Here is a 26,036-nt window from a genome sequence, read left to right as displayed (position 1 = left end):
CGACGCGAAAAGACGATAACTTGACTGATAAGCCAATCCGCGAAGCCCTCGATGCCGCCGGACGTGTTCCCAGCGAGCAGGACCTGGATACGCTCAGCCGCCAGCTGAACCGTCCGGTACGCGATGTGGTGGAGATCGGTGCACGCTGCGTGTGCGGCAATCCGCTGGTGGCGACCACCGCCCCGCGGCTTTCCAGCGGCATCCCCTTCCCGACCACCTACTACCTGGCGCATCCGGTCATCACCGCCGCGGTGTCCCGGTTGGAAGCCGCCGGGCTGATGGGCGCCATGAACGATCGCTTGGGCGAGGATTCGCAGCTGGCCGCCGACTATGTGTCGGCGCACGAGTCCTATCTGGCGAACCGCGAGGCGATCGGCGAGCGTTCGGGCACCGGGGCGGTCCCGGAGATCGACGGCGTCTCGGCCGGCGGCATGCCGAGCCGGGTGAAGTGCCTGCATGTGCTCGTGGGGCATTCGCTGGCGGCCGGCGAGGGCGTGAACCCGCTGGGTGACGAGGCCATCGCGGGGATCGCGGAATGGTGGACCAAGGACAAATGCTTCTGCGAAGGCGCTTGGGATACCTCCGGCGAGGCTCCGAGCCTGGATCGATCGCGCCATGTGAAGACCCAAGAGCGGGTTGACCCGGCGGTGAAACGCGCCGAGCGCGCACGCAAGCGTGCCGAGCGCGAAGCCACCGAAGCGGATCAAGCCTGATGCGCGTAGCGGGAATCGACTGCGGGACGAACTCCATCCGCCTGCTGATTGCGGATGCCACCGTTGAGTCCGACGGCGTGCAGTTGCGTGACGTCGTGCGCACCATGCGCGTGGTTCGGCTGGGCCAGGACGTGGACGCCACCGGCGGGTTCGCTCCCGAAGCTTTGGAACGTACCTTCGCCGCGGTGCGCGAGTACAAGGCATTGTGCGATGAGCATTCAGTCCAGCAGATCCGTTTTGCGGCGACCAGCGCGGCGCGTGATGCCTCGAACCGCGAGGTCTTCCTGTCCACCGTCACCGGCATCCTGGGCGTGAGCCCCGAGGTGATCACCGGAGATGAAGAAGCGAGCCTGTCCTTTACCGGCGCGGCCTCGGTGCGCCACGCCAAGGACGGCCAGCTGCTGGTCATTGATCTTGGCGGCGGTTCCACCGAATTTGTCCTCGGCGACGATTCCGGACCGCTGGCCGCGGCCTCGCTGGATATGGGTTGCGTGCGGGTGACCGAACGCTTTGCCGACCGCGACGGGGCGATCGAGTTCATCGATGACACGCTGGCCACGCTGGACGGCCGAGTCGATGTGTCCCAGGTGGATACGGTGATCGTGGTGGCCGGTACCTTTACCACCCTCACCGCGCAGGCGCTGAAGTTGAGCGCCTATGATTCGGCAGCCATCCACGGCGCCCAGCTTTCTTTCCCGCAGATGCGCCGAGCCACCGGTGAAATGCTCTCCTATAGCCGTGCGGAACGCGAAGCGTTGGGCTTCATACATCCGGGACGCGTGGATGTGATTCAGGCCGGCGCGTTGATCGTGGAACGCATTCTGGGTTACCTCGAACGAACCAGCCAAAACCGTCCGATGACGTTGATCGCCTCGGAGCACGATATTCTCGATGGAATCACGGCCTCGGCCGCGCGTAACTAGCCAACTGCAGTTCTAGCCCTACTGGCCCGGCATGCCGGAGCCCCTTGCGAGGAGATGATCGTGGGTCACTTGACTACCGGCAAGCCCGTCGCGGCGCGTACCTTGTTGGCTGCCGTGTTGGCGGCGCTACTGGCCGGGGCTACGGTGCTTGGCGCCGCTCCGGCCCATGCGGACGATATCCGCAGCAGCGAATACTGGTTGGCGGCCCAGGGCATTACCGAGGCGCACAAGGTCACCAAGGGCAAAGGCGTCAAGGTCGCTATCATCGATACCGGCATCGATACCAGCCACCCTGATCTGAAGGGCGCGATCGCCGGCGGGGCGGACATGTCTGGTTCCGGCGGGCCTAAGGGCGATAGGCCGATCGGTGTGATGAGCGAGCACGGAACCCTGGTGGCCACCTTGCTGGGCGGGCGCGGCAACAATAAGCAAGAAATTGAGCGGATCAAGTCCGAGAACGAACGGCTGAAGGCCGCGTGGGAACGCGCGAAGAAGAACGCCGAAGAAAAAAATGAAGACAAAGCGGACGACGAAGAGCCGGTAGAAGTCCCCGAGGAACCCGAATACGAGAAGGTGCCGCCCCTGCGTGCGGGCAATGACGGAGTGCTCGGCGTCGCTCCGGAAGCCGATCTGCTTTCGGTGTCCTTGTGGATGGGCGGGGAAAACCCTTCGGGCATTCCCGTCGAGGAGCAGATCCCCAAGGCGGTGCGCTGGGCAGTTGATTCCGGCGCGAAGGTGATCAACATGTCCCTTGGCTCCACCTCGCCGGCGTGGCCCGAAAGCTGGGATGACGCGTTCAAGTACGCGGAGGACAAGGATGTGGTCATCGTGGCCGCCGCGGGCAACCGTTCGGGCGGGATGAGCCAGGTCGGTGCCCCGGCAACGATCCCCGGCGTGCTGACGGTCGCCGGGGTCGATGAGTCGGGCAAGGCTTCGAAGGATTCCTCCACCGAGGGTATCTCCATCGGTGTCGCCGCTCCCGCCGAACAGCTCGTCGGAGGCCTGCCCGGCGGCGGATACGCCCGCTGGTCCGGTACCTCGGGCGCTGCGCCGCTGGTCGCCGGCGTGGCCGCGCTGATTCGCGCCGAGCATCCGGAGATGAAAGCGCCACAGGTGATCAACCGAATCCTGCAGACCGCCAAGGACACCGGCGCGGCCGGTGTGGACAATCTGTACGGTTACGGCATTATCGATGCGCACGCGGCGCTGACCGCAAATGTGCCGGTGGCCGAGACTAATCCAATGAACACCATTACCGAGTGGATTCGGATCCATCGCCGAAATTCAGATGAAAAGACCGAGGCGCCGGATCCAGGGGTCTCCATGGAGAAGTCGACGCTGGATCCCGTAGCGGCTCCCGAACCGATCCTTCCCGATGACTCGGCCCCGGCACTGCAGCCGGTGATTGTGCTCGGCGGTGGAATCCTGCTGGTGCTGGTACTCCTCGGCGGGGGAGCGCAGGTAGGAATTCGTGCCCGACGGCAAAAGAAAATCCGTGAAGCCGAGCTCGCGGCCCTGAGTAAATTGCAGGTCGGCAAGTCGGGCGATGGGCGCGATCTATTCGACGAAATCCCGGAAGACGATAAGTAGCCGAAACTTGTTGCTGGCGGTGAGCCAAAGGAGATAGACCTCCTTTGGCTCACCGCCAGTTCGGGTTAACCCGTGGCGGTAGGCGCCCGGTGTCCGATAACCGTTTCCAGGGCAGGTTTTCAGCTGGAAAGCGCGGAATTCTCCCGGTGCGCTCCGCCGCGGCAGGAACTTGTGCGGGCGGAGAGACGAAGGCAACAGAGAAAGTTAGTGAATGTTTTCACTAACTCCGATATTCCGCGTAGAATCAAGAGTATGTCGATCATCGAAAGCTCCCAGAAGCGTCCGCGCATTCTTGTCGTTGGCGGTGGCTATGTTGGCCTTTACGTCGCGATGAAGTTGCAGAAGAAGGTCAAGGACCACGGTGGCATCGTCACCGTCGTAGACCCGAACCCATACATGACTTACCAGCCATTCCTGCCAGAAGTTGCAGGTGGCAATATCGAACCACGCCACGCGGTGGTCTCCCACCGTGCGCACCTGAAGCACTCCGAGCTGGTTAACGGCCGTGTGCTGAGCATTGACCACGCTAGCAAGAAGGCCGTTGTCGCCCCGGTCAGCGGTGAAGAATTCGAGCTGGAATACACCGATATTGTGATGTCCGCTGGCGCCATCACCCGCACCTTCCCGATTCCGGGACTGGGCGATGCAGGCATCGGACTGAAGACCATCGAAGAAGCGGTAGCACTGCGCAACAAGGTTGCCGAACGCATAGAGTCCGCAGCGAATATGACCGATCCGGTTGCACGCAAGCGCGCGCTGACCTTCGTTGTGGTTGGTGGCGGCTTCGCTGGCATCGAAACCATTGCCGAACTTGAAGACATGGCTCGTCACCTGGTCAAGCTCAACGACCGCGTCGATGAGAAGGAAGTCCGCTTTGTTCTCGTTGAGGCGATGGGCCGCATCATGCCGGAAGTTACCGAAGAGCAGGCCTTGTGGGTTGTTGACCACTTGCGCAGCCGCGGTATCGAGGTCCTGCTGAACACCTCGCTGGCAGATGCCACCGACGGAAACCTGCAGCTGATCAATATGGCAGACAAGTCCCCAGCCGGCGAATTCGGCACAGACACCTTGATCTGGTGCGCCGGTGTCATGGCGAACCCGATGGTGCGCTCCACCGATTTCCCAATCGAACAGCGCGGTCGCATCGAGACCCGCACCGATCTGCGGATCAAGGATGAGAACGGCAACCCGTTGGACGGCGCCTGGGCTGCCGGCGATATCTCGGCCGTGAAGGACGTCACCGGCGGTCTGCCGGATGGCACCTGCGTGCCGAACGCACAGCACGCAGTGCGCCAGGCCAAGCTGCTGGCGAAGAACCTGTATGCATCGCGCTACGGCGTAGGCACCATCAAGGAGTACAAGCACAAGAACCTCGGCGCAGTTGCAGGCTTCGGCCTGAACAAGGGCGTCGCCAAGGTAGTTGGCCTGAAGCTCAAGGGCTGGCCAGCTTGGATGGCACACCGCGGATACCACGGTATGGCCATGCCAACCTTCGAGCGCAAGTTCCGCGTCCTGGGCGACTGGATGGTTGCTTGGTTCTTCTCGCGCGACGCGGTGCAGCTGAACAACTTGGAGACCCCTCGCGCGGCCTTCGAAGAATCGGCTAATCCCAAGAAGGCTGCTTCAGCGAAGTAAGCTGTTTTGATCGACGAATGATCGCCACAGGGGCCGGAAGTGACTTCTGGCCCCTGTGGCACTGATCGATGCGGGAATTTCAGATTTTACGATCTGATCGCGTAAGATTTTAGAGTCTTGCCCTCATGGTGGAATTGGCATACACGGCTGACTTAAAATCAGCTGCCGAAAGGCTTGTGGGTTCGAGTCCCACTGGGGGCACCTGTGAAAGGGCCGCTGCTTACCTGTAAACACGGGGAAGTAGCGGCCTTTGCTTTGCTTGAATACTGGTGCTTTGCAGTTGACTTGTCGATTCTGGCGAAGCGGATCTACATCAGTCCTTCGGCCACCGACCGAGTACAGGCGACGCTGAAGCGTCCTGGTTCCGCGGAGCTCAGGAACAAATTCCAGAGCTGGATTCTGCCACTTGGATTGGCTCATGAGGCCCCAAGCAACTAGTTCCAACGGACTGTACGTCCCGGCCCCGGATTGCTATGGCGACGTCGAGCATGCCGGGTATTGGGAACTCCAGGATTCAATTTCCCCCGCAGCCCAGCCCTCGAAAAAACTCGTTGAAATTCTCTGCGCCATTGCCAATGCAGAAAAATGGATCACATCAAGAGCTCATGAATCGCGCGGAAGCAAGCCAGGACGGCCTGGTTTTCCGCATCGGACGGTACTGAAACCACACAAGGCTATTGCTATCGGCGGGGCCACCACTTGCAGGAGGCCATCTCCACGAGGCGATTCCCTCTGGCTCTGCATTGCGACGCTGCATGCAAAAATTCCCCCATGCTGCCGGGCCAAAGGGGATGGGATTGGAGTTCTGTCGCTCGCAATTAACGTGGCTAGCGGCCTAACCATGAAGCGAAGCGGAAGATGCACACGCTCTAGGCATAATTCAGGCTAAATATATCGATATCATCCCTATGGCTGAGCCGATTCACAGCAAACCCAAATAAGATCGGTAGCAGGACACAGGCGATGGGCTTGTGCTTGAACAAACGACTTATGGGGGAATTCAGGTTGAGCGGTAACCCGATCTTCGGTTCCAAGAACCAGTCTGCAAACTGGGGCACTGGCTCCAATGCAGGCAGTCCGGTCGGATTCCACGAATCCGGCAACCTCAGCGCCGACCAGTTGCAGGGCATGTACCAGCAGCCATCGGCCACTAGCCACGACACCGGTCGCATGACGGTCGGTGACACCATCAATAAGACCATCCTTACCTTGGGACTTGTTGTGCTTGGCGCCGCAGCGGGCTGGGCTGTGCCAATCCTGATGTTGCCAGGCGCGCTGGTCGGTTTCGTGCTGGGCCTGGTCAACGTGTTCAAGAAGAAGCCATCGCCGGCACTCATTCTTTTGTACGCAGTAGCCCAGGGCTTGTTCCTCGGCGGCTTGTCGCAGTTCCTGAACGGGCTATACCCGGGTGTCGCAATCCAGGCGGTCGTCGCGACCTTCTGCGTCGCCGGCGTGACCTTGGCGCTGTACCGCTCGGGCAAGTACCGGATGAGCCCGAAGCTGAACAAGATGTTCATGATCGCGATGATCGGCATGGTGGTCTTCTCGCTGGTCAATATGGTCATGATGATGACAGGTACGGTTGACGGCATGTTCGGCATGCGCAGCGGTATGCTCGGCGTCATCATCGGTGTCGTTGCGGTCCTGCTTGCGACCTACGCGCTGGTTTCCGACTTCACCATGATCGAGGAGCTTTCCCGCCAGGGTGCCCCGGCCATCATGGCTTGGCGCGGTGCCTTCGGCCTGACCATGACCCTGGTCTGGCTCTACACCGAGATTCTGCGCATTCTGGCTATTCTGCGCGAAGAGTAATAACCATATTGGAATAGATTTTGAGAACCAGTGCCCAATACGGGCACTGGTTCTGTTTTTTGTGTCACAATACCGACATGGATCCCGGTGCGGCGCGGAACTCACGGTAACTTAGAGAAATGAAGAGTAACCGGCTGTCGCGACTGCGCCGGTTCCGAGTGGTGCTACCAGCTAAAACCAGCCCGGGACCGACTCCACGCTCAGCGAACGTGGATTTCCATGATGCGGATGACATGCCCTATGGGGTGCGGCTAGCGGCCTGGTGGTCCTGGCGTTTCCTCGTGGTGGCCGCCGCCGTAGGCGCGATTGTCTGGCTCCTGTCGCAGCTGTCTTTGCTGCTGATCCCGGTGATGATCGCCGCACTGATCAGCGGTCTGCTTTCCCCTATCGTCAACGTGCTGAATCGTAAGTTGGCGGTGCCGCGCGGATTGGCCGTGGGATTCACCGTGCTTGGCTTCCTCGCGTTGGTGGTGAGCGGATTATCGATGGCTGGCCAGCGCCTTTCCGCCGGGTTCGCAGCACTGTGGAACCAGTCGATCGCAGGGCTGGAACAGGTCCAGGATTGGCTTTTTAATGGCCCCCTGCAGCTAACCAATGACGACCTGCAAAACGTCATCGATGACGCGTTAGGCCAGCTACGCTCGAACGCCACGAATATCTTGAGCGAAGCGATCAGCTGGGGTTCGGCGCTCGGCCAGATCGTCACCGGAGTCCTGCTGGCCCTGTTCACGCTGATCTTCCTGCTCCTCGATGGACGGAAGATCGGCCTGTTCCTGATCAACCTGCTGCCTCTTCGCGCCCGTCCCGCCATGGACGGCGCGATGAGCCGCGGCTGGTTCTCTCTGGTGCGCTACGTGCGCGTGCAGCTGCTGGTGGCTTTCATTGACGCGGTGGGCATTGGCTTTGGCGCGTTCTTCCTGGGCGTTCCGCTAGCGATGCCACTGGGCGTGATCGTCTTCGTTGGCTCCTTCATCCCGATCATCGGCGCGCTGGTTACCGGCGCATTGGCGGTGCTCCTGGCGCTGGTCGCCAACGGTTGGATCAACGCGCTGATCATGCTTGGCGTGGTGTTGCTGGTTCAGCAGGCCGAATCGAACATCCTGCAACCGCTGATCATGGGCAAGGCGGTGAGCCTGCATCCGCTGGCAGTGGTGCTCGCAGTCGCCGGCGGAGCCATGGTGGCTGGCATCCCCGGAGCGCTGTTCGCCGTACCGATCATGGCCGTATTGAATTCGGTGGTGAAATACCTAGCTCGGCGCGGATGGGACGATGACCCGTTCGTCCGCGAACAATATGGGGTTGGCGAGGATCCTCACGCCCCTCCAGAGCAGCCCACCGAAACTTCCCCCGAACAACCGCCGGTGAGCCGGCGCACCGAGAACTTCGCAAATGAGGAATAGATGAGCAGCAAGCCAGAACTACCTGTCACCTTGGCGGATATCGAACACGCAGCACAGGTGCTCGAACCGGTGATCGCCCGCACCCCGATCGAACACTCTCGGGTACTTTCCTTGCATGCAGGCGCCGAGGTGTTCTTGAAGTGCGAGAACCTGCAACGCGCGGGTTCCTTCAAGGTCCGTGGCGCCTATGTGCGCATGTCAAAGCTCAGCGCCGAAGAGAAGGCCCGCGGAGTGGTGGCCGCTTCGGCAGGCAACCATGCGCAGGGTGTGGCCCAAGCGGCGGCGCATCTAGGAATTAAAGCACGCATCTACATGCCGCGCGGGGTGGCGCTGCCGAAGCTTGCGGCCACCCAAGACCACGGCGCGCAAGTGGTGCTGCATGGAGACACCGTCGATCAGGCGCTGGCCGAGGCGCAGCGTTTTGCCGATGAAACCGGTGCGGTGTTTGTGCACCCCTTCGACCACCCCGACATCATTGCCGGCCAAGGAACTATTGGCCTGGAAATCCTGGAGCAGCTTCCGGAAGTGGAGACCGTGCTGATGGGCGTGGGCGGCGGCGGCCTGCTGGCAGGCGTGGCCATTGCATTGAAGGAGAAAGCTCGTCAGCTGGGCCGCGACATCAAGGTGATCGGCGTGCAGGCAGAAAATGCCGCCGCGTACCCTCCGTCGCTGGCCGCGGATGCACTGGTGCCCTTGGACACGGTGCACACCATCGCTGATGGCATCGCGGTGGGCAAGCCGGGCCAGTTGCCGTTTGCCATCATCAAGGAACTCGTTGATGACGTGGTGACGGTCTCCGAAGATGCGCTGGCGCAGGCGCTGGTAGTGCTGCTGGAGCGCAACAAGCTGGTTGTGGAGCCGGCTGGTGCCGTAGGCGTCGCGGCCCTGCTGGAGGACCGTTTGAAAGCCCATGGAATTGACCCGGCGACTACCGTGGTGATCCTCTCGGGCGGAAATATCGATCCGCTGCTGATGCTCAAGGTGATCCAGCGTGGTCTAAACGCAGCCGGTCGTTTCCTGACCGTGCGCATCATGCTGCCGGACCGTCCAGGTGCGTTGGCGACCATCTCGCGGGTCATCGCCGAATCGGATGCAAATGTGACTCGTCTGGACCACACGCGCATCGGCGGCTCGCTGTCCATGGGCGATGTAGCGATCACCATCGATTTGGAAACCAAGGGCCATAAGCATTCCGAGCATGTGCTGGATAATCTGCGTGCCGAGGGCTTCGACCCGCACATCACGAACAGCGCTGGCGGCTCGGTAGCCTAATTTCGAAATTACAGATGAAAAGCAGCTGGCCTGACACTTTTTCAAGTGTCAGGCCAGCTGCTTTTGATGCGTGGGGGACTAGCCCTCGTATGGCGTGGCGGAGATGATCTCCACGGCGATATCGCGGCCGTTGGGCGCGGTGTAGGTCAGCTTGTCGCCAACCTTCTTGCCATGCACTGCCTTGCCGATTGGGGACTGCTCCGAGTACACCTCAAGGTCGCTGTCGCCGGCAACCTCACGGGAACCGAACAGGAAAGTGGTCTCATCACCAGCGATGGTGGCACCCACCAGCATGCCTGGTTCGACCACTCCGTCATCTGCGGGCGCTTCGCCTACGTGGGCGCGGCGCAGAAGGTCCTTGAGATAAAGGATGCGGGCCTCGGCCTTGCCTTGCTCCTCACGAGCAGCGTGGTAGCCGCCGTTCTCCTTGAGGTCACCCTCCGAACGTGCCTGCTCGATGCGGGCAACGATTTCGGTGCGGCCTGGGCCGGAGAGGAAGGTCAGTTCGTTCTGAAGGCGGTCGAAGGCCTCCTGAGTCAGCCACACGACAGGTTCGTTGCTGTTGGTGCTCACGTTGTACTTCCTTTGGTCTGTCAGGGACTTCTTCTGTTAACCGTCCGAGGTGGACGGCAAAGCCGAACGCCACCATGCGGTGGCGTTGAAGAAGTCAGATTCGGTACGAATTGGCGATCTGTCGAATTTCGGCGGATGCAAGCAAAGACCCCGCTAGGCTCCTGTCCCAGTTGCTTTTCAACTAGGCGCACAAACCGATGCGGGGTTAAACGTACTTTCCAACGATAATAGTCGTGTTTGGGAAATAATCCCAATAGATTCAGCTCTGAGGGAAGAAGAACGAGCTAATTGTTACTCGGAGAAATCGTTCGGGACCTTGTAGCAAGCCTCTACCCCAGCGGTGACGGCCAGGTTATCGGTACGCAGCGGCACCGTGATGCGCTGGGTAGTCAGCTGACCCGGATCGGCGGATTCAAGTGCGATGCTGGTAAAGCCAACGGTAGCCTTGGACTCGTTCAGCGCTCTCACATCGCACTGCACACGGTGCTTGGAATTGTATTCGACCTCGATCACCGCGGTCGCCTGAGCTGGCGAGGCAACCGAAAACTCGATGTCCTGCGCGGTTATGGCACTGAAGTTTGCGAATCCGATATACGCCGCACCGGCGACGCCGACGGTCAGCGCGCCACCGATGAGCAGGAAGCGGGTGCGCTTGGACAGCGGGCGTTTCTTGGGGTTGTTGTATCGAGCCGTTAAGCTTGGATCAGACATCGCTTACCCTGTACCACTCTCTGCCGCTATCTATGAGGTATCTCTTAGTCTACCGGCAGGCGGTTCAGGGAATAACTCGGGTCTACGTGAGAGTTGTCATTGATGGTATGCCATGACGGCATACCGGCCTGTTCACAGTGCAGAAGGAAGATTTTACGTGGAGATTCACGACGTGAAGAAGTTAGCGCCGTCCCAGGGGCTGCGTCTCATGGCAATTCATGCCCACCCGGACGACGAGTCTTCAAAGGGGGCTGCCACCATGGCCGCCTATGTTGAAGCCGGCGCCGAGGTCATGGTCGTCAGCTGCACCGGCGGTGAACGCGGTGACATTCTCAACGCTGCGGTCGGGGAACTGGCCCACGCGCATCGTGACCTGCCCGGCGTGCGCCGCACGGAGATGGCTGAAGCCGCCGCGGTACTCGGGGTCAAACACCGCTGGCTAGGATACGTCGACTCGGGCCTGCCCGAGGGCGAGCCGTTGCCGGAACTGCCTTTCGGCGCGTTCGCACTGCAGCCGGTGGAAATCGCGGCAGCTGGTGTCATCAAGCTGATCCGCGAATTCCGTCCGCACGTGATTACCACCTACGACGAGAATGGCGGATACCCGCACCCGGACCACATCCAAAGCCACAAGGTCGCCACCTTCGCGTTCGAACAAGCCGGAAACCCTGAGATGTACCCCGAGCTCGGCGAACCCTGGGAAGTGGACAAGCTCTACTTCGACCGTGCGTTCTCCTCTGACCGCTTCCGCACCTTGCACTACGCAATGCTGGAAGCTGGCTACGAATCTCCGTACACCGAACGTGTTGCCATGTGGGAAAACGACGAAGAGAACGAAATGTTCAAGTGGGTTTCGCCACATACGACCACCACCCAGGTGCACTGCGCAGACTACTTCACACTGCGCGATCAGGCGTTGCTAGCGCACCGAACCCAGATTGACCCGGAAGGTTTCTTCTTCGCGGTCCCCGAGCACATCTATGCCGAGTCATGGCCGTGGGAGGACTACACGCTGATCTCCTCGAAGGTTGCCACCGAGTTGCCCGAAACAGATCTGTTTGCCGGACTAAGATAGAGCTAAGTACCAACCAGTCCCAGAAAAGAGTTGTCCCCACACCGTGAATGCGATCTACGCGACCATGCTGGTTGCGAGCACTAAAGTGCAGAACGAAAACTTGGACGAGAACAGTTATGGCCCGGGGTTCCTCGGGTTCGTGTTCACCGCGTTTCTGGCACTGGCAGTAATCTTCCTCATTCGCGACATGGTGCGCCGTGTACGCCGCGTGCGCTACGCCTCGGAAGCCGAGGCTAAGCAGAATGAGCTGATGCTCAAGGGCGAGAACCAGCCACGCCAAGAATCTACCGATCCGGTAGATCCGAAAACTTCCGAGGACAGCTAAGCTTCACGGCAGTTGGATCAAGGCCTCGTGCCGTGTGCGCCAAATTTTTGGTGCGCCCGGCACGAGGCTTTCCGTTTCTGATCGGGCGGGACATGCGGGAACGCAGTGTGGCCTAGCAAACCGATTTTGCCTTTGGCCACGTTTGCAGGTGAGCTCTAATCCTCATGGGGCAGAATGGCGCTATGGGACAACGAATCGCCACAAGCTCCTCTGCCTACCTGCGTCAGCACTCGCACCAGCTCGTTGACTGGTGGCCCTACGGTGATGAGGCTTTTGAGCAGGCCCGGCTGCGGGATGTTCCGGTAATGCTCTCCATCGGCTATGCGGCCTGCCACTGGTGCCACGTGATGAGCCACGAATCCTTTGATGACCCTGGGATTGCTGGAAAATTGAATGACCGATTTGTCGCGATCAAGGTGGACCGCGAGGAACACCCGTTGGTGGATGACACCTATATGATGGCCACTCAAGCCTTGACGGGTTCCGGCGGCTGGCCCATGACGATCTTCACCCTGCCCGACGGGAGGGCATTCCACGCCGGCACCTACTACCCCCGCGAACCCCGGGGGAAGATTCCATCCTTCACCCAGCTGCTCGACGCGGTGCATCAGGCCTGGGAGGAACGCCGCGAAGGGCTGGAAGAACAGGCCGATATGCTCGCCAACCATCTGGCCGAACTTGGCTCCCGGCAAGGGGCATTATTGACCCTGCCGAGCACCTCTCCGGTAGCCGAGGCGCTTGCGGTCGCGAGCACGCATTGGATTACCGCGACCAAACCCGAAGGTGGATTCACCCCGGCGCCCAAGTTCCCACCGAGCTGGGCGCTAAAAACCCTGTGGCGCACGGTGATGCTGAACCCCGAGCGCAGCGCTGAAGGGTTCAATGCGCTGGCGACTACCATCGAGGCGATGCTGCTTGGCGGTCTGCGCGATCATCTGGCTGGCGGGTTCGCCCGCTACTGCGTGGATGAGCACTGGGCGGTCCCGCACTTTGAAAAAATGCTCTACGACAATGCGGGTTTGCTCTCCCTGTGTGCGCGCACCGCGGTCTTTGCCGAAGAGTTGGCGGCACAGGACACCGCGGAGTCGGTACGTGCAGCTCAGCTTGCGCAGCTGTCCCGGCAGGCGGCGCTGGATACCGCGCAATTCTTGTCCGCCGAGCTGCTGACCGGAGCGGAAGGCGAAGCGCATCGTGCGTTGGCCGCCTCGTTGGATGCGGATTCAATGCGTGCCGGAAAAAGTGTCGAGGGTGCGGCCTACACCTTCACCCGGGAAGAATGCGCCGAGGCGCTGCGCCGGGCGGGAGTGGAACTGCCTGCGGGTCTGGTGCGGCTCGCGGCGGTGGCCGAAGATCCCGGCTACTTCCACCTGTCGTTGACCGAGGCGCCGGCAAACGACCAGGTCGAGATCTGGGAGGCCTTCAAGGAGCAGCTGCGCATCCTGCGGGCCGCTCGCGAACGTCCGGGGCGAGATGAGAAAATCATTGCCGGATGGAACGGGCTGGCGATCGAGGCCCTCGCGGAGGCGGGCGAACTGCTCGCCGACCCGTGGCTCGGAGAACTTGCCGAGCAGGTGGCGACCACGCTCTGGGAGGTTCACTGGGACGCGCAGACTAGGACCCTTGCCCGAGTCAGCTTCGCCGGTCAGCCGGCGGCCGGCAACGAGGGGACCTTGCAGGACTATGCTGCCCTCGCCCTGGGGTTTCTGGCGCTGGGCCAAAGCCCAAAGCGTGCCACATGGCAAGAGCGCGCCGGGGTGCTGCTTGAGCGTGCTGCGAGCTTCCTCGATCCCGAAACCGGGATCCCAAGAGATACCGTCAGCCTAGATGCACGGCTGAGCAAGCAGCGCGCAAATATCGCACCGGTCACGGTACTCGATGATGCCATCCCCGCCGCCGGGGCGCTCTACGCCAAGGCCATGGCGCGCCAGGCGCTGCAGAGCATGGCGGACGGGAGCTTCGATGCGCTGGGCGCCGACCGGCTTGAGCAGGCAGGCAAGCTCAGCGCGCACGCTTCGGCGCTCGCCGGCGAAGCGCCCACCCAGGTGGCAACCGCGCTAGAGGTGCAAGCGGTGCTCGACGCGACGGTGCATTATGTGAATTTCACCGGAGGCAGCAACGCGGAACGCGTGAGATTACGGGCGCTTTGCAGGGGACTGGGGATCGAAGCCAGGAGCGCCGGCGAAGCGTCCAAGGACGTGCAGAGCCTGCAAATCCAGCCCTGCAGGCTCCAATTGTGCAACCTTCCGGTGACCGGAGTAGACGCATTCTTGCGGATGCTGCGTGGTCAATAACCCTTGAGCCGGCCCGGTTGGATGCACCGGGCACGCGGCGAAACACGATAGATTTAGTTAGAAGAATTCTTTGATTGTGTGCGAAAGCGAGGAACCAGGTGCGATTTCCCTCTCTGGTGTACCGTTTCTACGAACGGCGCCTAGCGAAGTCGTTGCCCAGTGACAAGCTTCCGCACCACATTGGGGTGATGGTTGACGGTAATCGCCGGTGGGCAAAGCTTGCCGGAAGCCCGACCCTTGCCGGCCATCAGGCCGGAGCAGACAAGATCCTTGAATTCCTTGAATGGTGCGAGGACCTGGGAATCAAGGTCGTCACCCTCTACATGCTCTCCACCGACAATCTGAACCGCGAACCCAGCGAACTGCGCGACCTGCTCAAGGTCATCGGCAACACCCTGGATCGGCTGGGGGAGACCAACCAGGTCAAGGTGCAGCAAGTCGGTGCGCTGGATCTGTTGCCCGAAGAACTTGCCACGAAGCTATCGGCCCTGGAAACGATCACGGCACACCGCACCGGGGTGCACGTGAATGTCGCTATCGGCTATGGAGGCCGGCGGGAAATTATCGACGCGATCAAGTCATTGCTGCACGATGCAGCGGAGCACGGACGTTCGCTGGAATCGGTAAGCGAGTCGCTATGCATCGATGAGCTGGAGTCATACCTGTACACCAAGGGGCAGCCGGATCCCGACCTGGTGATACGCACCAGCGGTGAACAACGGCTCAGCGGATTCTTGACCTGGCAGAGTGCCTACTCCGAGTTTTATTTCTGCGAAGCGTTGTGGCCGGACTTCAGGCGCGTCGATTTCCTCCGCGCGCTACGCGACTTCGCAGACCGCCAGCGCCGGTTCGGCGCTTAATAGCCCAGTGAAATGCCAAGTATCTAGCGTTCAAAAAAATGATACTTGCGCTTAACCTACTGGAGCCCTTTGCGGTCTATGGTGAGAATATGGCGGGATGACACAGTCCCGGCTGACCGAAAGGTTCCTCACTAGATGACCAGATGCGGCGTTTCCCCGGAGCAATTCGTGGGTCACCCTCGGCATCCGGTGGCGGAACTTCCCACTGAAGCGTGGGGAGATTCCCCCACGCCGGATTCGAGAATGGGTGCGCTGCTATGACCCGAACTACCGACTCGGTTGTCCGAACTTACGTCATCGACACCTCGGTGTTGCTGTCGGACCCGAAAGCGATGTTCCACTTCGAGGAACACCATGTGGTGATCCCGTTGACAGTCATTACCGAGCTGGAACACAAGCGCAAGGACCCTGACCTGGGCTTTTTTGCCCGCCAAGCGTTGCGCCTGCTCGACGAACTGATCGCCAGCCATGGCGGCTTGGCGGATGCGGTTCCGGTTTCCGATGCCGGAGGTACCTTGCGCATCGAGCTGAATAACATCGCCTCTGAGGTGCTTCCCTTGGGGATGCGCTCGGGAGACAACGACACCCGCATCCTGGCGGTAGCCAAGCACCTGCTCGACCAAGGCCAGGACGTGGCCTTGGTGACCAAGGACCTGCCGATGCGCATCAAGGCTTCGGCCATCGGCATCCACGCCGAGGTGTACCGCAACGAGCTGATCGCTTCCTCGGAATGGAGCGGGGTGGAATCACTGGAGCTCGATGAATCGAAGATGGCAAGGCTCTACGACACCGAGCGGCTCACCGATCTTCCCGAGGCGAAAGATTCTCCGGTGAACACCGGCTACGTGATTACCTCGCCGCGCGGCAGCGCGCTGGCCCGCAAGGTCTCGGCCGACACGGTCAAGCTGGTGCGCGGGGACCAGCAGGCCTTCGGGCTGCATGGGCGCAGCGCCGAACAACGCATCGCCCTGGATTTGTTGATGGATCCGAATGTCGGAATCGTTTCGATGGGCGGCAGCGCAGGCACCGGCAAGTCCGCGCTGGCCTTGTGCGCGGGGATGGAAGCGGTGCTCGAACGCCGGGAACACCGCAAGATCACCGTGTTTCGACCGCTCTATGCGGTGGGCGGCCAGGAACTTGGCTATCTGCCGGGCTCCGAGGGAGAGAAGATGGGACCGTGGGCTCAGGCGGTCTTCGATACCCTGGGCTCCATCGTGTCCAAGAACGTGATCGACGAGGTTCTCGAGCGGGGGATGCTCGAAGTCTTGCCGCTGACCCACATCCGCGGGCGTTCGCTGCATGACTCCTTTGTGATCGTGGACGAGGCGCAGTCCTTGGAGCGCAACGTGCTGCTTACGGTGCTCTCGCGTATCGGACAGAACTCGAAGGTGGTGCTCACCCACGACGTGGCCCAGCGCGACAACCTTCACGTGGGACGCCATGACGGTGTCGCCGCGGTGGTCGAGCAGCTCAAGGGGCATGCGCTCTTCGGGCACGTGACGCTGATGCGTTCGGAGCGCTCGGCGATCGCGGCGCTGGTCACCGAGATGCTCGAGGGGCCGCTGGTCTAGCGCTGTGCGCGCACCGTCCACGGGATGTGTGCGCGCACATCAGTCATGGTGGGTGTGGCTACGGTGAACAGCGAGTCGATGTAGTACTCGTTCTTCGCCAGCACCGCGATGCGCAGCGGCGGTTCGCTCCCATCCAGCAGCCGGCGCTCGACGCAGATTCCGGTATCCAAATCCAAGACAAGCAGCGCAGCAGTTCCGGCTGGGACCAAGGTAAATGAGTCGCTACTGGGCTGGTAGCTGTGGCCTGCGGTGAGCACCGCGGAGAGTTGCGCGCGACCGTGCTCGCTGCGTGTGGGAGCCAGCTCGTGGATGTATGTGGGATGTTCGAAGGCGAGGTCCAATGATGCCGGCTCGGTACCGGCCAGCTCAAAGGGGTCGAGCATGCTCGCCAAGAAATCCAAGGGCAAGAGGTCCTGGTAGCCGTCGATGTCCGGCCGCCGGGCGATCAGGTGGTCATTGGTGTAGACCGGATAGGTGAGCGAGGCCGGAAGCTTCCAGGAGGACTCGGTCGCGGCCACGTAGTCGCGGCCCCGGTCCGCGGTGAACAATTCGCGCTGGTAGCGCAAGGTATCGGATTCGTCGCTGATGGCGATAGCCTCACGGCCGCGCAGGATCATGCCCAGCGTGCCCGATAGCGAGTGCTGGGCGAAGGCCGGCGGGACATCGAGTTCCAGCCGCAGCGAGGTGCTCAGCCAGGGAGCCGAGCGGGCCAGTGCACGGAAGCGCCGGCGCGCCGCGGAATCGGGTGCCGGATGTTCGGGGAACAACTGCGGTGCTGCTGGCTGGGTCATAATTCAAGTGTAGAAGCGCTCAAGTTATTCACAACCCCACAAGCACCACTAGAGTCCAAGTCCCTGCCCGCTTATGCTCTAACCATGATCGGTATTTGGCAGGAATCGGTGGGTGCGGCGTTGCTGCTCATGCTGTTCTGCGCCTGCTTTCTGGGCTTCGGGGTGTCGCTGGCGGTGGCCGATGTGAAAAGCCACCGGTTGCCGAACCGCTGGCTGCTGCGTTGGGCCGCGGCCAGTGCGCTGCTCTTGCTGGGGCTCAGCGCGGTGCGGGCAGCCTACATGCCTTTGCTCTGGGCGCTGCTCGGCGCCGTCATTCTGGGCGGGGCCTACTTGGTGCTCGCGCTGGTCTCGCGCGGGTCAATGGGCATGGGCGACGTGAAGTTGGCCGCGGTGCTCGGCTTGAACCTCGGCTACTTCTCGCTGCCCGCGTTATTCGTGGGCAGCGTATTTGCCTTTGTGCTCGCCAGCCTGGTGGTGCTGGCGGGAATTATCGCGCGGAAGCTCACTGCCAAGTCGGCGGTGGCCTTCGGCCCGTTCATGATCCTCGGTGCGGCCCTGGCCCTGCTTATGACACGATAGGCCCATGGCAACTCCGGAATTCATCACCGAACTGCGTACCCATATCGGCCATGACATGCTCTGGCTCAGCGGGGTGAAGGTCGTCGTGCTGGACGGAACTAAGGTCTTGCTGGTTCGCCGGGCAGATAACGGGCTGTGGACCCTGCCGGCAGGAATTATCGATCCCGGCGAAGAAGCCTCGCACACCGCGGTGCGCGAGGTCCACGAAGAGACCGGCATCGACTGCGAGCTGACCCACCTGCTGGGCATCGGTGTCACCGCGCCGGCGACCTATCCGAACGGGGACCACGCCCAGTATCTTGATGTGGTCTTCCGGGCGAGGCATCTGGGCGGCACTGCGGAAATAAATGATGATGAAAACGTGGAAGTCGGCTACTTCGAACTCGATGACCGCCCGCGGCTGCCGCCGCTGCACGAGCGGGCCATCGACTGGGCGCTGAATCCGCGCCCCGGAGGGTATTTCGCCGCCTAGAGCAAGGTGTAGTTTGCGATTCCCCGGAAGCGCATAAGTCGTTTGCCTGCCCTTCGCTTGGTAAACAAGAAGACTTTGGAAAACGACAACGCCCCGCACGAGCGATTCCTCATCTCCCAGCAGGCTGGGGAAAGGAATCGCAGGTGCGGGGCGGCGCCTAGCACGAGGCTAGCTACACCCTAGGGCGTTCGTCGCTTTTCGGGGCGGTAGCTGCATCCTGCTCCGACTCACCTTGCGGAGGCTGATTCACCAACCTTGCTTGTCGTTCTGCATCTTCAAGTAGCTTGGCTTCCTCGCCACCAATCGCCTCGCCACGTGCCACCATGCCAGCGGTGTCCGAGAGCGGAACCTGCTTGAGCAGCAAGGCCAAGACGAAGGCGATGAGGATGAACGGGATCAGGTACCAGAACACCGGGGCCAGCGAATCGGCATAGGCGGTCACGATCCCATCGCGCATTTGCTCCGGCAGCTTGGCCAGGGTCTGCGGATCCAGAGTCGCGGTCGCATTGCCGGCGTCCGTGGCGCTTGCCCCGGAAGCGGTGAACACCTCGGTGAGCTTCTCGGAGAGTCGGTTGGTGAACATGGCACCGAAGATCGCCACGCCCAACGAGGCACCGACCTCGCGGAAGTAGTTGTTCGTCGACGTGGCGGTGCCGACCATTATCGGGTCCACCGCATTCTGCACCACAAGCACAACAACCTGCATGATCAGGCCAAGGCCCGCGCCGAAGACGAACAGGTACACGCAGATCAGCCACAACGGGGTGCTGGCGCTCAGCGAGGTGAACGCGAGCATCGCCAGCGCGGTGACCAGGGCACCGGCGATCGGGTAGCCCTTGTACCTGCCGGACTTCGTGATTGCGATACCCGAGAAGATGCTGGTACCCATCATGCCGATCATCATCGGGACCATGAGCAGCCCCGAGACCGCGGCGGAGGTGCCAGAGGACATCTGCAGGAAGGTCGGAACGAAGGCAATCGCCGCGAACATGCCCAGGCCCAGGGTGAATCCGATGGCGGTGGCGTTGATGAAGATCCGGTTCTTGAACAGCGAGAGCGGAATGATCGGGTCTTCCGCACGGGCTTCGACGACCACGAACAGCACGGCGGCTGCCAGCATGCCAAGGCCCCAACCCCAGGTTTCCAGGGCTGCCCAGCCATGGTTCTTCGAGCCGCCGAAGTCGGTGAAGAAGATCAGGCAGGTGGTGGCGGCCGAGAGCAGCAGCACGCCCAAGACGTCGATCTTCTTGGTGGATTTCTTGTTCGGGATGGTCAGCGCGAACCAGGCGATCAGGAACGCGGCGATCCCGATTGGGATGTTGATGTAGAAGGCCCACTGCCAGGTCAGGTGATCTACGAAGAATCCACCAAGCAGGGGACCTGCGACGGCCGAGATGCCGAAGATGGCGCCCAGCGGGCCCATGTACTTGCCGCGCTCGGAGGCCGGGACGATATCCGCGATGATGGCCTGCGAGAGGATCATCAGCCCGCCGCCGCCCAGGCCCTGCATGGCGCGGAAGAAGACGAACATCCAGAAGGTGCCGGCAAACGCGGCACCCACCGAGGCCAGGGTGAACAGCGCGATGGCGATCAAAAACAGGTTGCGCCGGCCGAGCACGTCACCGAATTTGCCGTAGATCGGCATCACGATGGTGGTGGCCAGCAGGTAGGCGGTGGTGATCCAGGCCTGGTGCTCGACGCCGCCGAGCTGCCCCACGATGGTTGGCATGGCGGTGGAAACAATGGTCTGGTCGAGGGAGGAGAGCATCATTCCGGCGATCAGCGCGGAGAAGATGATCCAGATACGCCGTTGCGTCAGGAGCAGCGGCGCCGGTTCCGGGGTTTTCCGGGACTCGGTGGTCGTTGACATGCGTGGGTCCTTGCGAGATTTATGGGTGGCTGGTGGTTCTGGCGTCCGTCTAGGAACGCGTTAAGGGCTGGCAGTACAATTCCCGAGCCAGCTCGATGACTGTGAGGAATTCTTCGGCCAGGCTTCGTTCGCGCTCGGATTCGAGGAAACGGTCGATGGCTTTGAACGTGGCGAACTGCAATGAATGAACAAGCAGCGCGAGACCCGGATGGTCCGCCTCGACGCCTTCGCGCTGGGCGATGAGCTTCATGAATTCGGCTTGCCGCTCGGGGCCCACCTGCATCATGCGTTCGAGCAATTCGGGTTCGCGATGCACGGCTGCGAAGAATCCCTGGGTGCTGCGGATAGCCTGTTCGTCGCGGTTCAGCTGTTCGATGATCAGTGCGACGAGATCCGCCTGCAGGGTGGGGGAGATCCCGGTGATTCCTGCCGGCCGGGCGGCCATGAACCGATCCATTGCGCCGTGCGGCACCCCGTCATCAACGTGCCCGAAGACCGCGTCGATCTTTGTGGCGAAGTAGTTGAAAAAGGTGCGGCGCGAAATGCCCACCGCCGCGCAGAGCTGATCCACGGTGAATCCGGCAAAGCCGTATTCGGCGGTGAGCTCACGTGCGTGCTGGGTGATCGAAAGGCGCGTTTTTTGCATGCGTGCGCTGAGCCCGGCAGGTGCCGCAGCCGGTTCGGAATCGTTCGTTGCACTTTTATTCACAAGATGCAGTTTTGCACTCATGATGCACACAGTGCAACTTAAGTAATCGGGAACACAGGACGGCACCTGCCGACAATGGCGGGGGACGGCCAGAAACTACTAGGATCGGCCCTATGACTTTGCTACAGCTGCTCGAACCGAGCACGCATCTTCACGAATCATGGCTCGCGAGCAACCGGGAATGGAATGGCGAGGACCAGCAGGGAGCCTCGGTATTCTTTGCCGAAAGGTTCGGGTGGGAGTTGGAGAAGCCCGAGGATTTTGCCAGCTGGGTACGACTGCTCAAGGACCTCAGCGACGACTCAATCCTCCCGCCGCAAGGCTTCGTCAACCAGAGCACTCTCTGGCTGGAACGCGAGGGCGAATACCTCGGTGCGGTCAGCCTGCGCCACGCATTAATCAACGAATCCCTCAAACAGGTCGGAGGGCATATCGGCTACGGGCTGCGCCCCAGTGCACGCGGAGCCGGCCTGGCCAAGCGGGCGCTCGCCGAAATGCTCGAGATTTCTCGCCAACGTGGCCTCGAAGAAGTGCTGCTTACCTGTGCCGACTCGAATATCGCTTCGGCACGAACCATCGAGGCCTGCGGCGGGGTGCTGGAACGTGTCTGCCCGGTAGCCGAGATCGCCGAACCGTTCGGGCTTCAGGAGCCGCAACGCCGTTATTGGATCAAGCTCTAAGCTCACTGCCCCGGCGAATGCACGCGGGCGGCCACCGGGAATCTCCGGTGGCCGCCCGCGTCAGGACCTGGAGCGCCACGAAGGGGTTGGCCTTCGCTCCTAGTATTTGCCCGTCATCGTGGAAACATCCAGCAACTCATCAAGCTGTGCTTCGGTGACTTCGCCACGCTCCACAAAACCCAGCGCAACGGTTGCTTCGCGGACCGTCAGGCCCTCGGCGACCGCTTTCTTGGCGATCTTCGCAGCATTTTCGTAGCCGATGAGCTTGTTCAGCGGAGTCACGATCGAGGGGGAAGCCTCGGCGAGGAAACGCGCACGTTCCACATTCGCGGTAATCCCATCGATCATCTTCTCGGCCATCACCGTCGAGACGTTGGCCAGCAAGCGAATGGATTCAAGCAGGTTCGAAGCCATCACCGGGATGCCGACGTTGAGCTCGAAGGCGCCGTTGGTGCCGGCCCAAGCGATCGCGGTGTCATTGCCGATGACCTGGGCTGCAACCTGAATGGCTGCCTCGGAGATCACCGGGTTGACCTTCCCGGGCATGATCGAGGAGCCGGGCTGCAGATCAGGAATCGCGATCTCGCCCAAGCCGGTGTTCGGGCCCGAACCCATCCAACGCAGGTCGTTGGCGATCTTGATGATCGAGATCGCGATGGTGCGCAATGCGGCGGAACCCTCGACCAGGCCATCGCGGTTCGCTTGGGCCTCGAAGTGGTTGCGCGCCTCGGTGATCGGCAGGCCGGTATCTTCACGCAGGAATTCCAGGACGCGCTGCGGGAAGCCGTCCGGGGTGTTGATGCCGGTCCCCACCGCGGTGCCGCCTAGCGGGACCTCGGCCACGCGCGGCAGGGCAGCCTCGACGCGTTCGATGCCGTAGCGGATCTGTGCCGCGTATCCGCCGAATTCCTGGCCCAGGGTGACCGGGGTGGCGTCCATCAGGTGGGTGCGCCCGGACTTCACCACGTCCTTGAACTCGGACTTCTTTGCCTCCAGCGAAGTGGCAAGCGTTGCCAGGGCCGGGAGCAGGTCGTTGAGTAGCGCGTTGGTGGCCGCTACGTGCACCGAAGTGGGGAAGACGTCATTGGAAGACTGCGAGGCGTTGACGTGGTCGTTCGGGTGGACTTCCGTTTCGCTTCCCGACTCCTTCAGCGCACGTGTCGCCAATTCGGCCAGGACCTCGTTGGTATTCATATTCGAGCTGGTGCCGGAACCGGTCTGGAAGACGTCGATCGGGAAGTGCGCATCAAATTTTCCGGTGGCCACCTGGTCAGCGGCCGCTACGATGGCGTTTGCGCGTTCGGTGTCCAGCACCTGCAAGGCTTCATTGGCGCGTGCGGCGGCCTTCTTGACCTGCGCGAGCGCCTTGATGTGGGCAGACTCCAGCGTCTTGCCCGAGATCGGGAAGTTCTCTACAGCACGCTGGGTCTGGGCACGGTACAGGGCCTGGGCCGGGACTCGGACCTCGCCCATGGTGTCATGTTCAATTCGGAATTCTTCGCTGTTGCTCATGAGGCTCACCATACGCCTGGAACGAGTGCCGGAACAGGGATCTGCCTCAAAGATCACAGTCATCAGTGAGGTTAACGAAAACCGGGAATAAGCTCGGGATTAAATGCAGTGACCCGCGGAAAATCCGCGGGTCACTTCGATTATTTCAGGCCCATATTGGAGACCAGCTGCGCTTCGCCTTCGGCTAGCTTGTAGGCAACGCCGGCCACTGCGGTACGTCCTTCGGCAATTGCGGTTTCGATGATGCTCGACAGATCAACCAACCTGGCGGTGGTCTGCTTGACGTGCTCGACGACGGTGCCGTTGACATCGGTAATGTTGGCGCTTTCGGCGGCGAAGACCGAAGGGATGATGTGTTCGACCAGGTCGCGCACGAAGCCCTTGGGCATAATGCCCGATTCCTTGGCCTTGATCGCGCTGGTCACGGCACCGCAGCTGTCATGTCCGAGAATCACGATCAGCGGGATGTTGAGGATGTCCACGGCGAATTCCAGCGAGCCGAGGCTTGCCGGGTCCAGCACGTGGCCGGCGGTGCGCACCACGAAGACGTCGCCCAGTCCCACATCAAAAATGATCTCCGCAGCAAGGCGGGAGTCGGAGCAACCGAAAATGACGGCGAAAGGTTCTTGTCCCGTCACGAGGGACTGACGTCGAGCACCGTCCTGGTTGGGGTGCTCTGTGGCGCCTTGGATGAATCGACTGTTGCCTTCGGTGAGCTTTTTCCAAGCTTCTTGAGGGGTCAACGGTGTCTGGCTGTGTTCAGAATCCATAACTGAAATTCTACGCTTGAGGTCCAGAGTTAGGTCGCACTGATGTCCACGGTGAAGCGAAAATTACGAGATCTGCGCCTCGGCCGCCTGCACAATTGCCATAATTTCTTCTTCGCCGGTGTCGCTGGAGACGATCAGCGTGGACTCTTCGCGTTCCGAAATCATGTAGGTGGTCTCGTCCTTAACTCGGACCTCCCACTTCGAGCCGTCGACGATGCGTTCGTCGGTGGGGGCAGCATTATCGGTGACCAGCGCAATCCATGTGGGATTCGCGTCGGCAGTCTGGCGAACGTAGACAAAGTTCGTTTCGCTCATCACCAGTCCGAACTCCCAGTAAGAGATGTCCTGCACCTGGTTGCTCTTCCAGCGGGCGAAATTCGCGTAATCCTCGCCGGAAACCTGCGGGGCGAATACCTCGAATTCTGCAATGCCGGAAGCGTCGCTAGCCACCTTTTGCAGATCAACCGCGTGCTGGAAATTTTCTTCCTTGGTGCCAGGGTTCAGCAGCAGCAACGGAATGAGCACCGCGACGGTGAAGCCAATGGACAGGACCATGCCCTTGAATGTCTGGTTGGCGCGCTTCGACTGCTTCTCGGTGAGTACCGGGGTGAACGGAAGATCCTCAAAGGTTGCTTTGGGGTCGTTCAGGTCGCGGCGGACCGGCTGCGCGCCGGTCTGGGCGTCATTCTGGGGAGTGTTCTCTGGCTGCACGAGTCCATTCTCCCCGATGTTCCTGTGCAAATCGAACCGAGGTGCCCAAACACACGTTGTCTGCGCTCCGGCGCGCACGACATGAATTACATGCTGAAAATCGATGGGGATATGATGGAGTTGTTTGCATAGGCGCAATGACTACGACTCAGTGATGGGATCTTTCGTGACCGAAAACAACAATTATGCCCACCTTTCTCCCCGACTGTCGGTAACCGACTCGGAGCCGGACCGCAACCTTGCCTTGGAGCTGGTGCGTGCCACGGAAGCGGCAGCCATTGCTTCATCCCCTTGGGTTGGCTTCGGTGACAAGAACGCAGCCGACGGCGCCGCAGTGGACGCCATGCGCGGCCTGCTCTCCTCCGTGAATTTCAACGGCGTGGTAGTCATCGGCGAAGGCGAAAAAGATGAAGCTCCGATGCTTTTCAACGGTGAACAGGTCGGCAACGGCTCGGGAGCCGAATGCGACGTCGCGGTAGACCCGATCGACGGCACTCGCCTGACCGCCCTGGGCCTGAACAACGCCCTGTCTGTGCTGGCCGTGGCCGACCGAGGCTCGATGTTCGACCCTTCGGCAGTGTTCTACATGGAGAAGCTGGTGACCGGCCCGGAAGCCGCGGACCTCGTTGACCTGCGTTTGCCGGTGAAGCAGAATCTGCACCTGATCGCCAAGGCCAAGGGCAAGAAGATCAGCCAGATCACCGTGACCCTGCTCGACCGCCCACGTCATGCCGGGCTGATCGAGGAGATCCGTGCCGCTGGCGCCCGCACCAAGCTGCTGATGGACGGCGACGTCGCCGGCGCCATCGCGGCCACTCGCGAGGGCACCGGCGTGGACGCGCTGATGGGTATCGGCGGCACTCCAGAGGGCATCGTCACCGCATGCGCCATCAAGGCCATGGGCGGCGTGATCCAGGGCCGCTTGTGGCCAACCGATGACGATGAGAAGCAGAAGGCCATCGACGCGGGCCACGAGCTGGGCCGCGTGTTGACCACCAACGACCTGGTTACCAGCGATAACTGCTACTTCGCAGCCACCGGCATCACCGATGGCGACCTGCTGCGCGGCGTCCGCTACAAGAACGGGCGCATCCACACCCAGTCGATCGTGACGCGTGCCAAGTCCGGCACCATCCGTTTCGTCGATGGTGAGCACCAGCAGGACAAGTGGGAAGCCTACACCCGCTAAAA

At 61.3% G+C, this 26,036-nt stretch carries 24 protein-coding genes and 1 tRNA gene; 17 read left to right on the top strand and 8 right to left on the bottom strand.

Going from position 1 to position 26,036, the window contains the following annotated elements; translation table 11 throughout:
- Positions 1 to 20: 20 nt before the first annotated feature.
- The 8 genes from CQ019_RS17245 (at position 21) to ilvA (ending at position 9,345) form a co-directional block, all read left to right on the top strand.
- Positions 21 to 713, top strand: coding sequence for a DUF501 domain-containing protein (locus tag CQ019_RS17245; RefSeq protein WP_105570250.1), 693 nt, complete (start codon positions 21 to 23; stop codon positions 711 to 713).
- Entirely contained in the window at positions 710 to 1,636 is a 927-nt protein-coding gene (locus tag CQ019_RS17240; protein ID WP_105553911.1) for a Ppx/GppA phosphatase family protein, read from the top strand. The genes CQ019_RS17245 and CQ019_RS17240 overlap by 4 nt, the downstream gene beginning before the upstream one ends.
- Before the next feature lie 60 nt (positions 1,637 to 1,696).
- Positions 1,697 to 3,226: a S8 family serine peptidase gene (locus tag CQ019_RS17235; RefSeq protein ID WP_255248491.1), complete on the top strand. Its 1,530-nt coding sequence runs from the start codon at positions 1,697 to 1,699 to the stop codon at positions 3,224 to 3,226.
- A 252-nt stretch (positions 3,227 to 3,478) separates the two neighbouring features.
- The gene (locus CQ019_RS17230; RefSeq protein WP_105570249.1) at positions 3,479 to 4,861 is read left to right on the top strand and encodes an NAD(P)/FAD-dependent oxidoreductase; all 1,383 of its coding nucleotides are present in this window, start codon (positions 3,479 to 3,481) and stop codon (positions 4,859 to 4,861) included.
- A gap of 119 nt (positions 4,862 to 4,980) precedes the next feature.
- Positions 4,981 to 5,062, top strand: a tRNA-Leu gene (locus tag CQ019_RS17225).
- Between the two features lie 789 nt (positions 5,063 to 5,851).
- Complete coding sequence (locus CQ019_RS17220; protein WP_096287733.1) at positions 5,852 to 6,673, top strand: Bax inhibitor-1/YccA family protein; 822 nt, start codon at positions 5,852 to 5,854, stop codon at positions 6,671 to 6,673.
- A 209-nt stretch (positions 6,674 to 6,882) separates the two neighbouring features.
- The gene (locus tag CQ019_RS17215; protein WP_258133612.1) at positions 6,883 to 8,073 is read left to right on the top strand and encodes an AI-2E family transporter; all 1,191 of its coding nucleotides are present in this window, start codon (positions 6,883 to 6,885) and stop codon (positions 8,071 to 8,073) included.
- Positions 8,074 to 9,345 carry a threonine ammonia-lyase gene (gene ilvA, locus CQ019_RS17210; RefSeq protein ID WP_096287729.1) on the top strand — a complete coding sequence of 424 codons (1,272 nt, stop codon included), beginning with the start codon at positions 8,074 to 8,076 and terminating at the stop codon, positions 9,343 to 9,345.
- A 78-nt stretch (positions 9,346 to 9,423) separates the two neighbouring features.
- On the opposite strand, the gene greA is transcribed toward ilvA, so the two are convergent.
- Both greA and CQ019_RS17200 read right to left on the bottom strand, forming a co-directional pair.
- Positions 9,424 to 9,918 (bottom strand): transcription elongation factor GreA, encoded by a 495-nt coding sequence (greA, locus tag CQ019_RS17205; RefSeq protein WP_096287727.1) that lies wholly within the window; start codon positions 9,916 to 9,918, stop codon positions 9,424 to 9,426.
- Positions 9,919 to 10,209: 291 nt separating this feature from the next.
- Positions 10,210 to 10,629 carry a DUF4307 domain-containing protein gene (locus CQ019_RS17200; protein WP_096287725.1) on the bottom strand — a complete coding sequence of 140 codons (420 nt, stop codon included), beginning with the start codon at positions 10,627 to 10,629 and terminating at the stop codon, positions 10,210 to 10,212.
- Between the two features lie 208 nt (positions 10,630 to 10,837).
- On the opposite strand from CQ019_RS17200, the gene mca reads away from it, so the two are divergent.
- The 5 genes from mca (at position 10,838) to CQ019_RS17175 (ending at position 16,751) form a co-directional block, all read left to right on the top strand.
- Positions 10,838 to 11,704, top strand: a complete 867-nt coding sequence (gene mca, locus CQ019_RS17195; RefSeq protein ID WP_096287807.1) for a mycothiol conjugate amidase Mca — start codon at positions 10,838 to 10,840, stop codon at positions 11,702 to 11,704.
- Between the two features lie 43 nt (positions 11,705 to 11,747).
- On the top strand, positions 11,748 to 12,029 hold the full coding sequence (locus tag CQ019_RS17190) for a hypothetical protein (RefSeq protein WP_096287723.1): 282 nt from the start codon (positions 11,748 to 11,750) through the stop codon (positions 12,027 to 12,029).
- Between the two features lie 182 nt (positions 12,030 to 12,211).
- On the top strand, positions 12,212 to 14,320 hold the full coding sequence (locus CQ019_RS17185; protein ID WP_181148605.1) for a thioredoxin domain-containing protein: 2,109 nt from the start codon (positions 12,212 to 12,214) through the stop codon (positions 14,318 to 14,320).
- A 98-nt stretch (positions 14,321 to 14,418) separates the two neighbouring features.
- Complete coding sequence (locus CQ019_RS17180) at positions 14,419 to 15,180, top strand: isoprenyl transferase (RefSeq protein ID WP_096287719.1); 762 nt, start codon at positions 14,419 to 14,421, stop codon at positions 15,178 to 15,180.
- Between the two features lie 257 nt (positions 15,181 to 15,437).
- The gene (locus tag CQ019_RS17175) at positions 15,438 to 16,751 is read left to right on the top strand and encodes a PhoH family protein (protein ID WP_105570248.1); all 1,314 of its coding nucleotides are present in this window, start codon (positions 15,438 to 15,440) and stop codon (positions 16,749 to 16,751) included.
- On the opposite strand, the gene CQ019_RS17170 is transcribed toward CQ019_RS17175, so the two are convergent.
- Positions 16,748 to 17,542: a hypothetical protein gene (locus CQ019_RS17170; protein ID WP_096287715.1), complete on the bottom strand. Its 795-nt coding sequence runs from the start codon at positions 17,540 to 17,542 to the stop codon at positions 16,748 to 16,750. The two genes, CQ019_RS17175 and CQ019_RS17170, sit on opposite strands and share 4 nt — an antisense overlap.
- 84 nt (positions 17,543 to 17,626) lie before the next feature.
- Here CQ019_RS17170 and CQ019_RS17165 point away from each other — a divergent pair, with 84 nt between their 5' ends.
- The gene (locus CQ019_RS17165) at positions 17,627 to 18,121 is read left to right on the top strand and encodes a prepilin peptidase (RefSeq protein WP_176484236.1); all 495 of its coding nucleotides are present in this window, start codon (positions 17,627 to 17,629) and stop codon (positions 18,119 to 18,121) included.
- A gap of 4 nt (positions 18,122 to 18,125) precedes the next feature.
- Positions 18,126 to 18,593: an NUDIX domain-containing protein gene (locus tag CQ019_RS17160; RefSeq protein WP_096287711.1), complete on the top strand. Its 468-nt coding sequence runs from the start codon at positions 18,126 to 18,128 to the stop codon at positions 18,591 to 18,593.
- A 172-nt stretch (positions 18,594 to 18,765) separates the two neighbouring features.
- Here the strand turns inward: CQ019_RS17160 and CQ019_RS17155 are convergent, their stop codons facing one another.
- Both CQ019_RS17155 and CQ019_RS17150 read right to left on the bottom strand, forming a co-directional pair.
- Positions 18,766 to 20,463, bottom strand: a complete 1,698-nt coding sequence (locus CQ019_RS17155; RefSeq protein ID WP_105570247.1) for an MDR family MFS transporter — start codon at positions 20,461 to 20,463, stop codon at positions 18,766 to 18,768.
- Between the two features lie 49 nt (positions 20,464 to 20,512).
- Positions 20,513 to 21,172 (bottom strand): TetR/AcrR family transcriptional regulator, encoded by a 660-nt coding sequence (locus CQ019_RS17150; RefSeq protein ID WP_258134082.1) that lies wholly within the window; start codon positions 21,170 to 21,172, stop codon positions 20,513 to 20,515.
- Positions 21,173 to 21,285: 113 nt separating this feature from the next.
- Here CQ019_RS17150 and CQ019_RS17145 point away from each other — a divergent pair, with 113 nt between their 5' ends.
- Positions 21,286 to 21,852 (top strand): GNAT family N-acetyltransferase, encoded by a 567-nt coding sequence (locus tag CQ019_RS17145; protein ID WP_105570245.1) that lies wholly within the window; start codon positions 21,286 to 21,288, stop codon positions 21,850 to 21,852.
- 99 nt (positions 21,853 to 21,951) lie between these two features.
- Here the strand turns inward: CQ019_RS17145 and CQ019_RS17140 are convergent, their stop codons facing one another.
- The 3 genes from CQ019_RS17140 to CQ019_RS17130 all read right to left on the bottom strand — a co-directional run bounded on the left by CQ019_RS17140 (position 21,952) and on the right by CQ019_RS17130 (position 24,845).
- The gene (locus CQ019_RS17140; RefSeq protein WP_105570255.1) at positions 21,952 to 23,364 is read right to left on the bottom strand and encodes a class II fumarate hydratase; all 1,413 of its coding nucleotides are present in this window, start codon (positions 23,362 to 23,364) and stop codon (positions 21,952 to 21,954) included.
- Between the two features lie 140 nt (positions 23,365 to 23,504).
- On the bottom strand, positions 23,505 to 24,134 hold the full coding sequence (locus CQ019_RS17135; protein ID WP_096287701.1) for a carbonic anhydrase: 630 nt from the start codon (positions 24,132 to 24,134) through the stop codon (positions 23,505 to 23,507).
- 63 nt (positions 24,135 to 24,197) lie between these two features.
- Complete coding sequence (locus tag CQ019_RS17130; RefSeq protein ID WP_105570244.1) at positions 24,198 to 24,845, bottom strand: DUF4245 domain-containing protein; 648 nt, start codon at positions 24,843 to 24,845, stop codon at positions 24,198 to 24,200.
- Between the two features lie 154 nt (positions 24,846 to 24,999).
- Here CQ019_RS17130 and glpX point away from each other — a divergent pair, with 154 nt between their 5' ends.
- The gene (glpX, locus tag CQ019_RS17125; protein ID WP_096287697.1) at positions 25,000 to 26,034 is read left to right on the top strand and encodes a class II fructose-bisphosphatase; all 1,035 of its coding nucleotides are present in this window, start codon (positions 25,000 to 25,002) and stop codon (positions 26,032 to 26,034) included.
- Positions 26,035 to 26,036: the final 2 nt, after the last annotated feature.

It is taken from the genome of Arthrobacter sp. MYb229, assembly GCF_002975405.1.
Classification (GTDB): domain Bacteria; phylum Actinomycetota; class Actinomycetes; order Actinomycetales; family Micrococcaceae; genus Glutamicibacter.
Note: the sequence above shows the minus strand (reverse complement) of the source record. Positions and strands in the feature narration are given on the sequence as shown.

Excerpts from the sequence above, each read along its gene's own strand:
- CQ019_RS17230 (WP_105570249.1), top strand. The coding sequence starts at position 3,479 with ATGTCGATCATCGAAAGCTCCCAGAAGCGTCCGCGCATTCTTGTCGTT.
- CQ019_RS17220 (WP_096287733.1), top strand. The coding sequence starts at position 5,852 with ATGGGGGAATTCAGGTTGAGCGGTAACCCGATCTTCGGTTCCAAGAAC.
- ilvA (WP_096287729.1), top strand. The coding sequence starts at position 8,074 with ATGAGCAGCAAGCCAGAACTACCTGTCACCTTGGCGGATATCGAACAC.
- CQ019_RS17200 (WP_096287725.1), bottom strand. The coding sequence starts at position 10,629 with ATGTCTGATCCAAGCTTAACGGCTCGATACAACAACCCCAAGAAACGC.
- mca (WP_096287807.1), top strand. The coding sequence starts at position 10,838 with ATGGCAATTCATGCCCACCCGGACGACGAGTCTTCAAAGGGGGCTGCC.
- CQ019_RS17185 (WP_181148605.1), top strand. The coding sequence starts at position 12,212 with ATGGGACAACGAATCGCCACAAGCTCCTCTGCCTACCTGCGTCAGCAC.
- CQ019_RS17175 (WP_105570248.1), top strand. The coding sequence starts at position 15,438 with ATGACCCGAACTACCGACTCGGTTGTCCGAACTTACGTCATCGACACC.
- CQ019_RS17170 (WP_096287715.1), bottom strand. The coding sequence starts at position 17,542 with ATGACCCAGCCAGCAGCACCGCAGTTGTTCCCCGAACATCCGGCACCC.
- CQ019_RS17165 (WP_176484236.1), top strand. The coding sequence starts at position 17,627 with ATGATCGGTATTTGGCAGGAATCGGTGGGTGCGGCGTTGCTGCTCATG.
- CQ019_RS17160 (WP_096287711.1), top strand. The coding sequence starts at position 18,126 with ATGGCAACTCCGGAATTCATCACCGAACTGCGTACCCATATCGGCCAT.
- CQ019_RS17155 (WP_105570247.1), bottom strand. The coding sequence starts at position 20,463 with ATGTCAACGACCACCGAGTCCCGGAAAACCCCGGAACCGGCGCCGCTG.
- CQ019_RS17145 (WP_105570245.1), top strand. The coding sequence starts at position 21,286 with ATGACTTTGCTACAGCTGCTCGAACCGAGCACGCATCTTCACGAATCA.
- CQ019_RS17140 (WP_105570255.1), bottom strand. The coding sequence starts at position 23,364 with ATGAGCAACAGCGAAGAATTCCGAATTGAACATGACACCATGGGCGAG.
- CQ019_RS17135 (WP_096287701.1), bottom strand. The coding sequence starts at position 24,134 with ATGGATTCTGAACACAGCCAGACACCGTTGACCCCTCAAGAAGCTTGG.
- glpX (WP_096287697.1), top strand. The coding sequence starts at position 25,000 with ATGGGATCTTTCGTGACCGAAAACAACAATTATGCCCACCTTTCTCCC.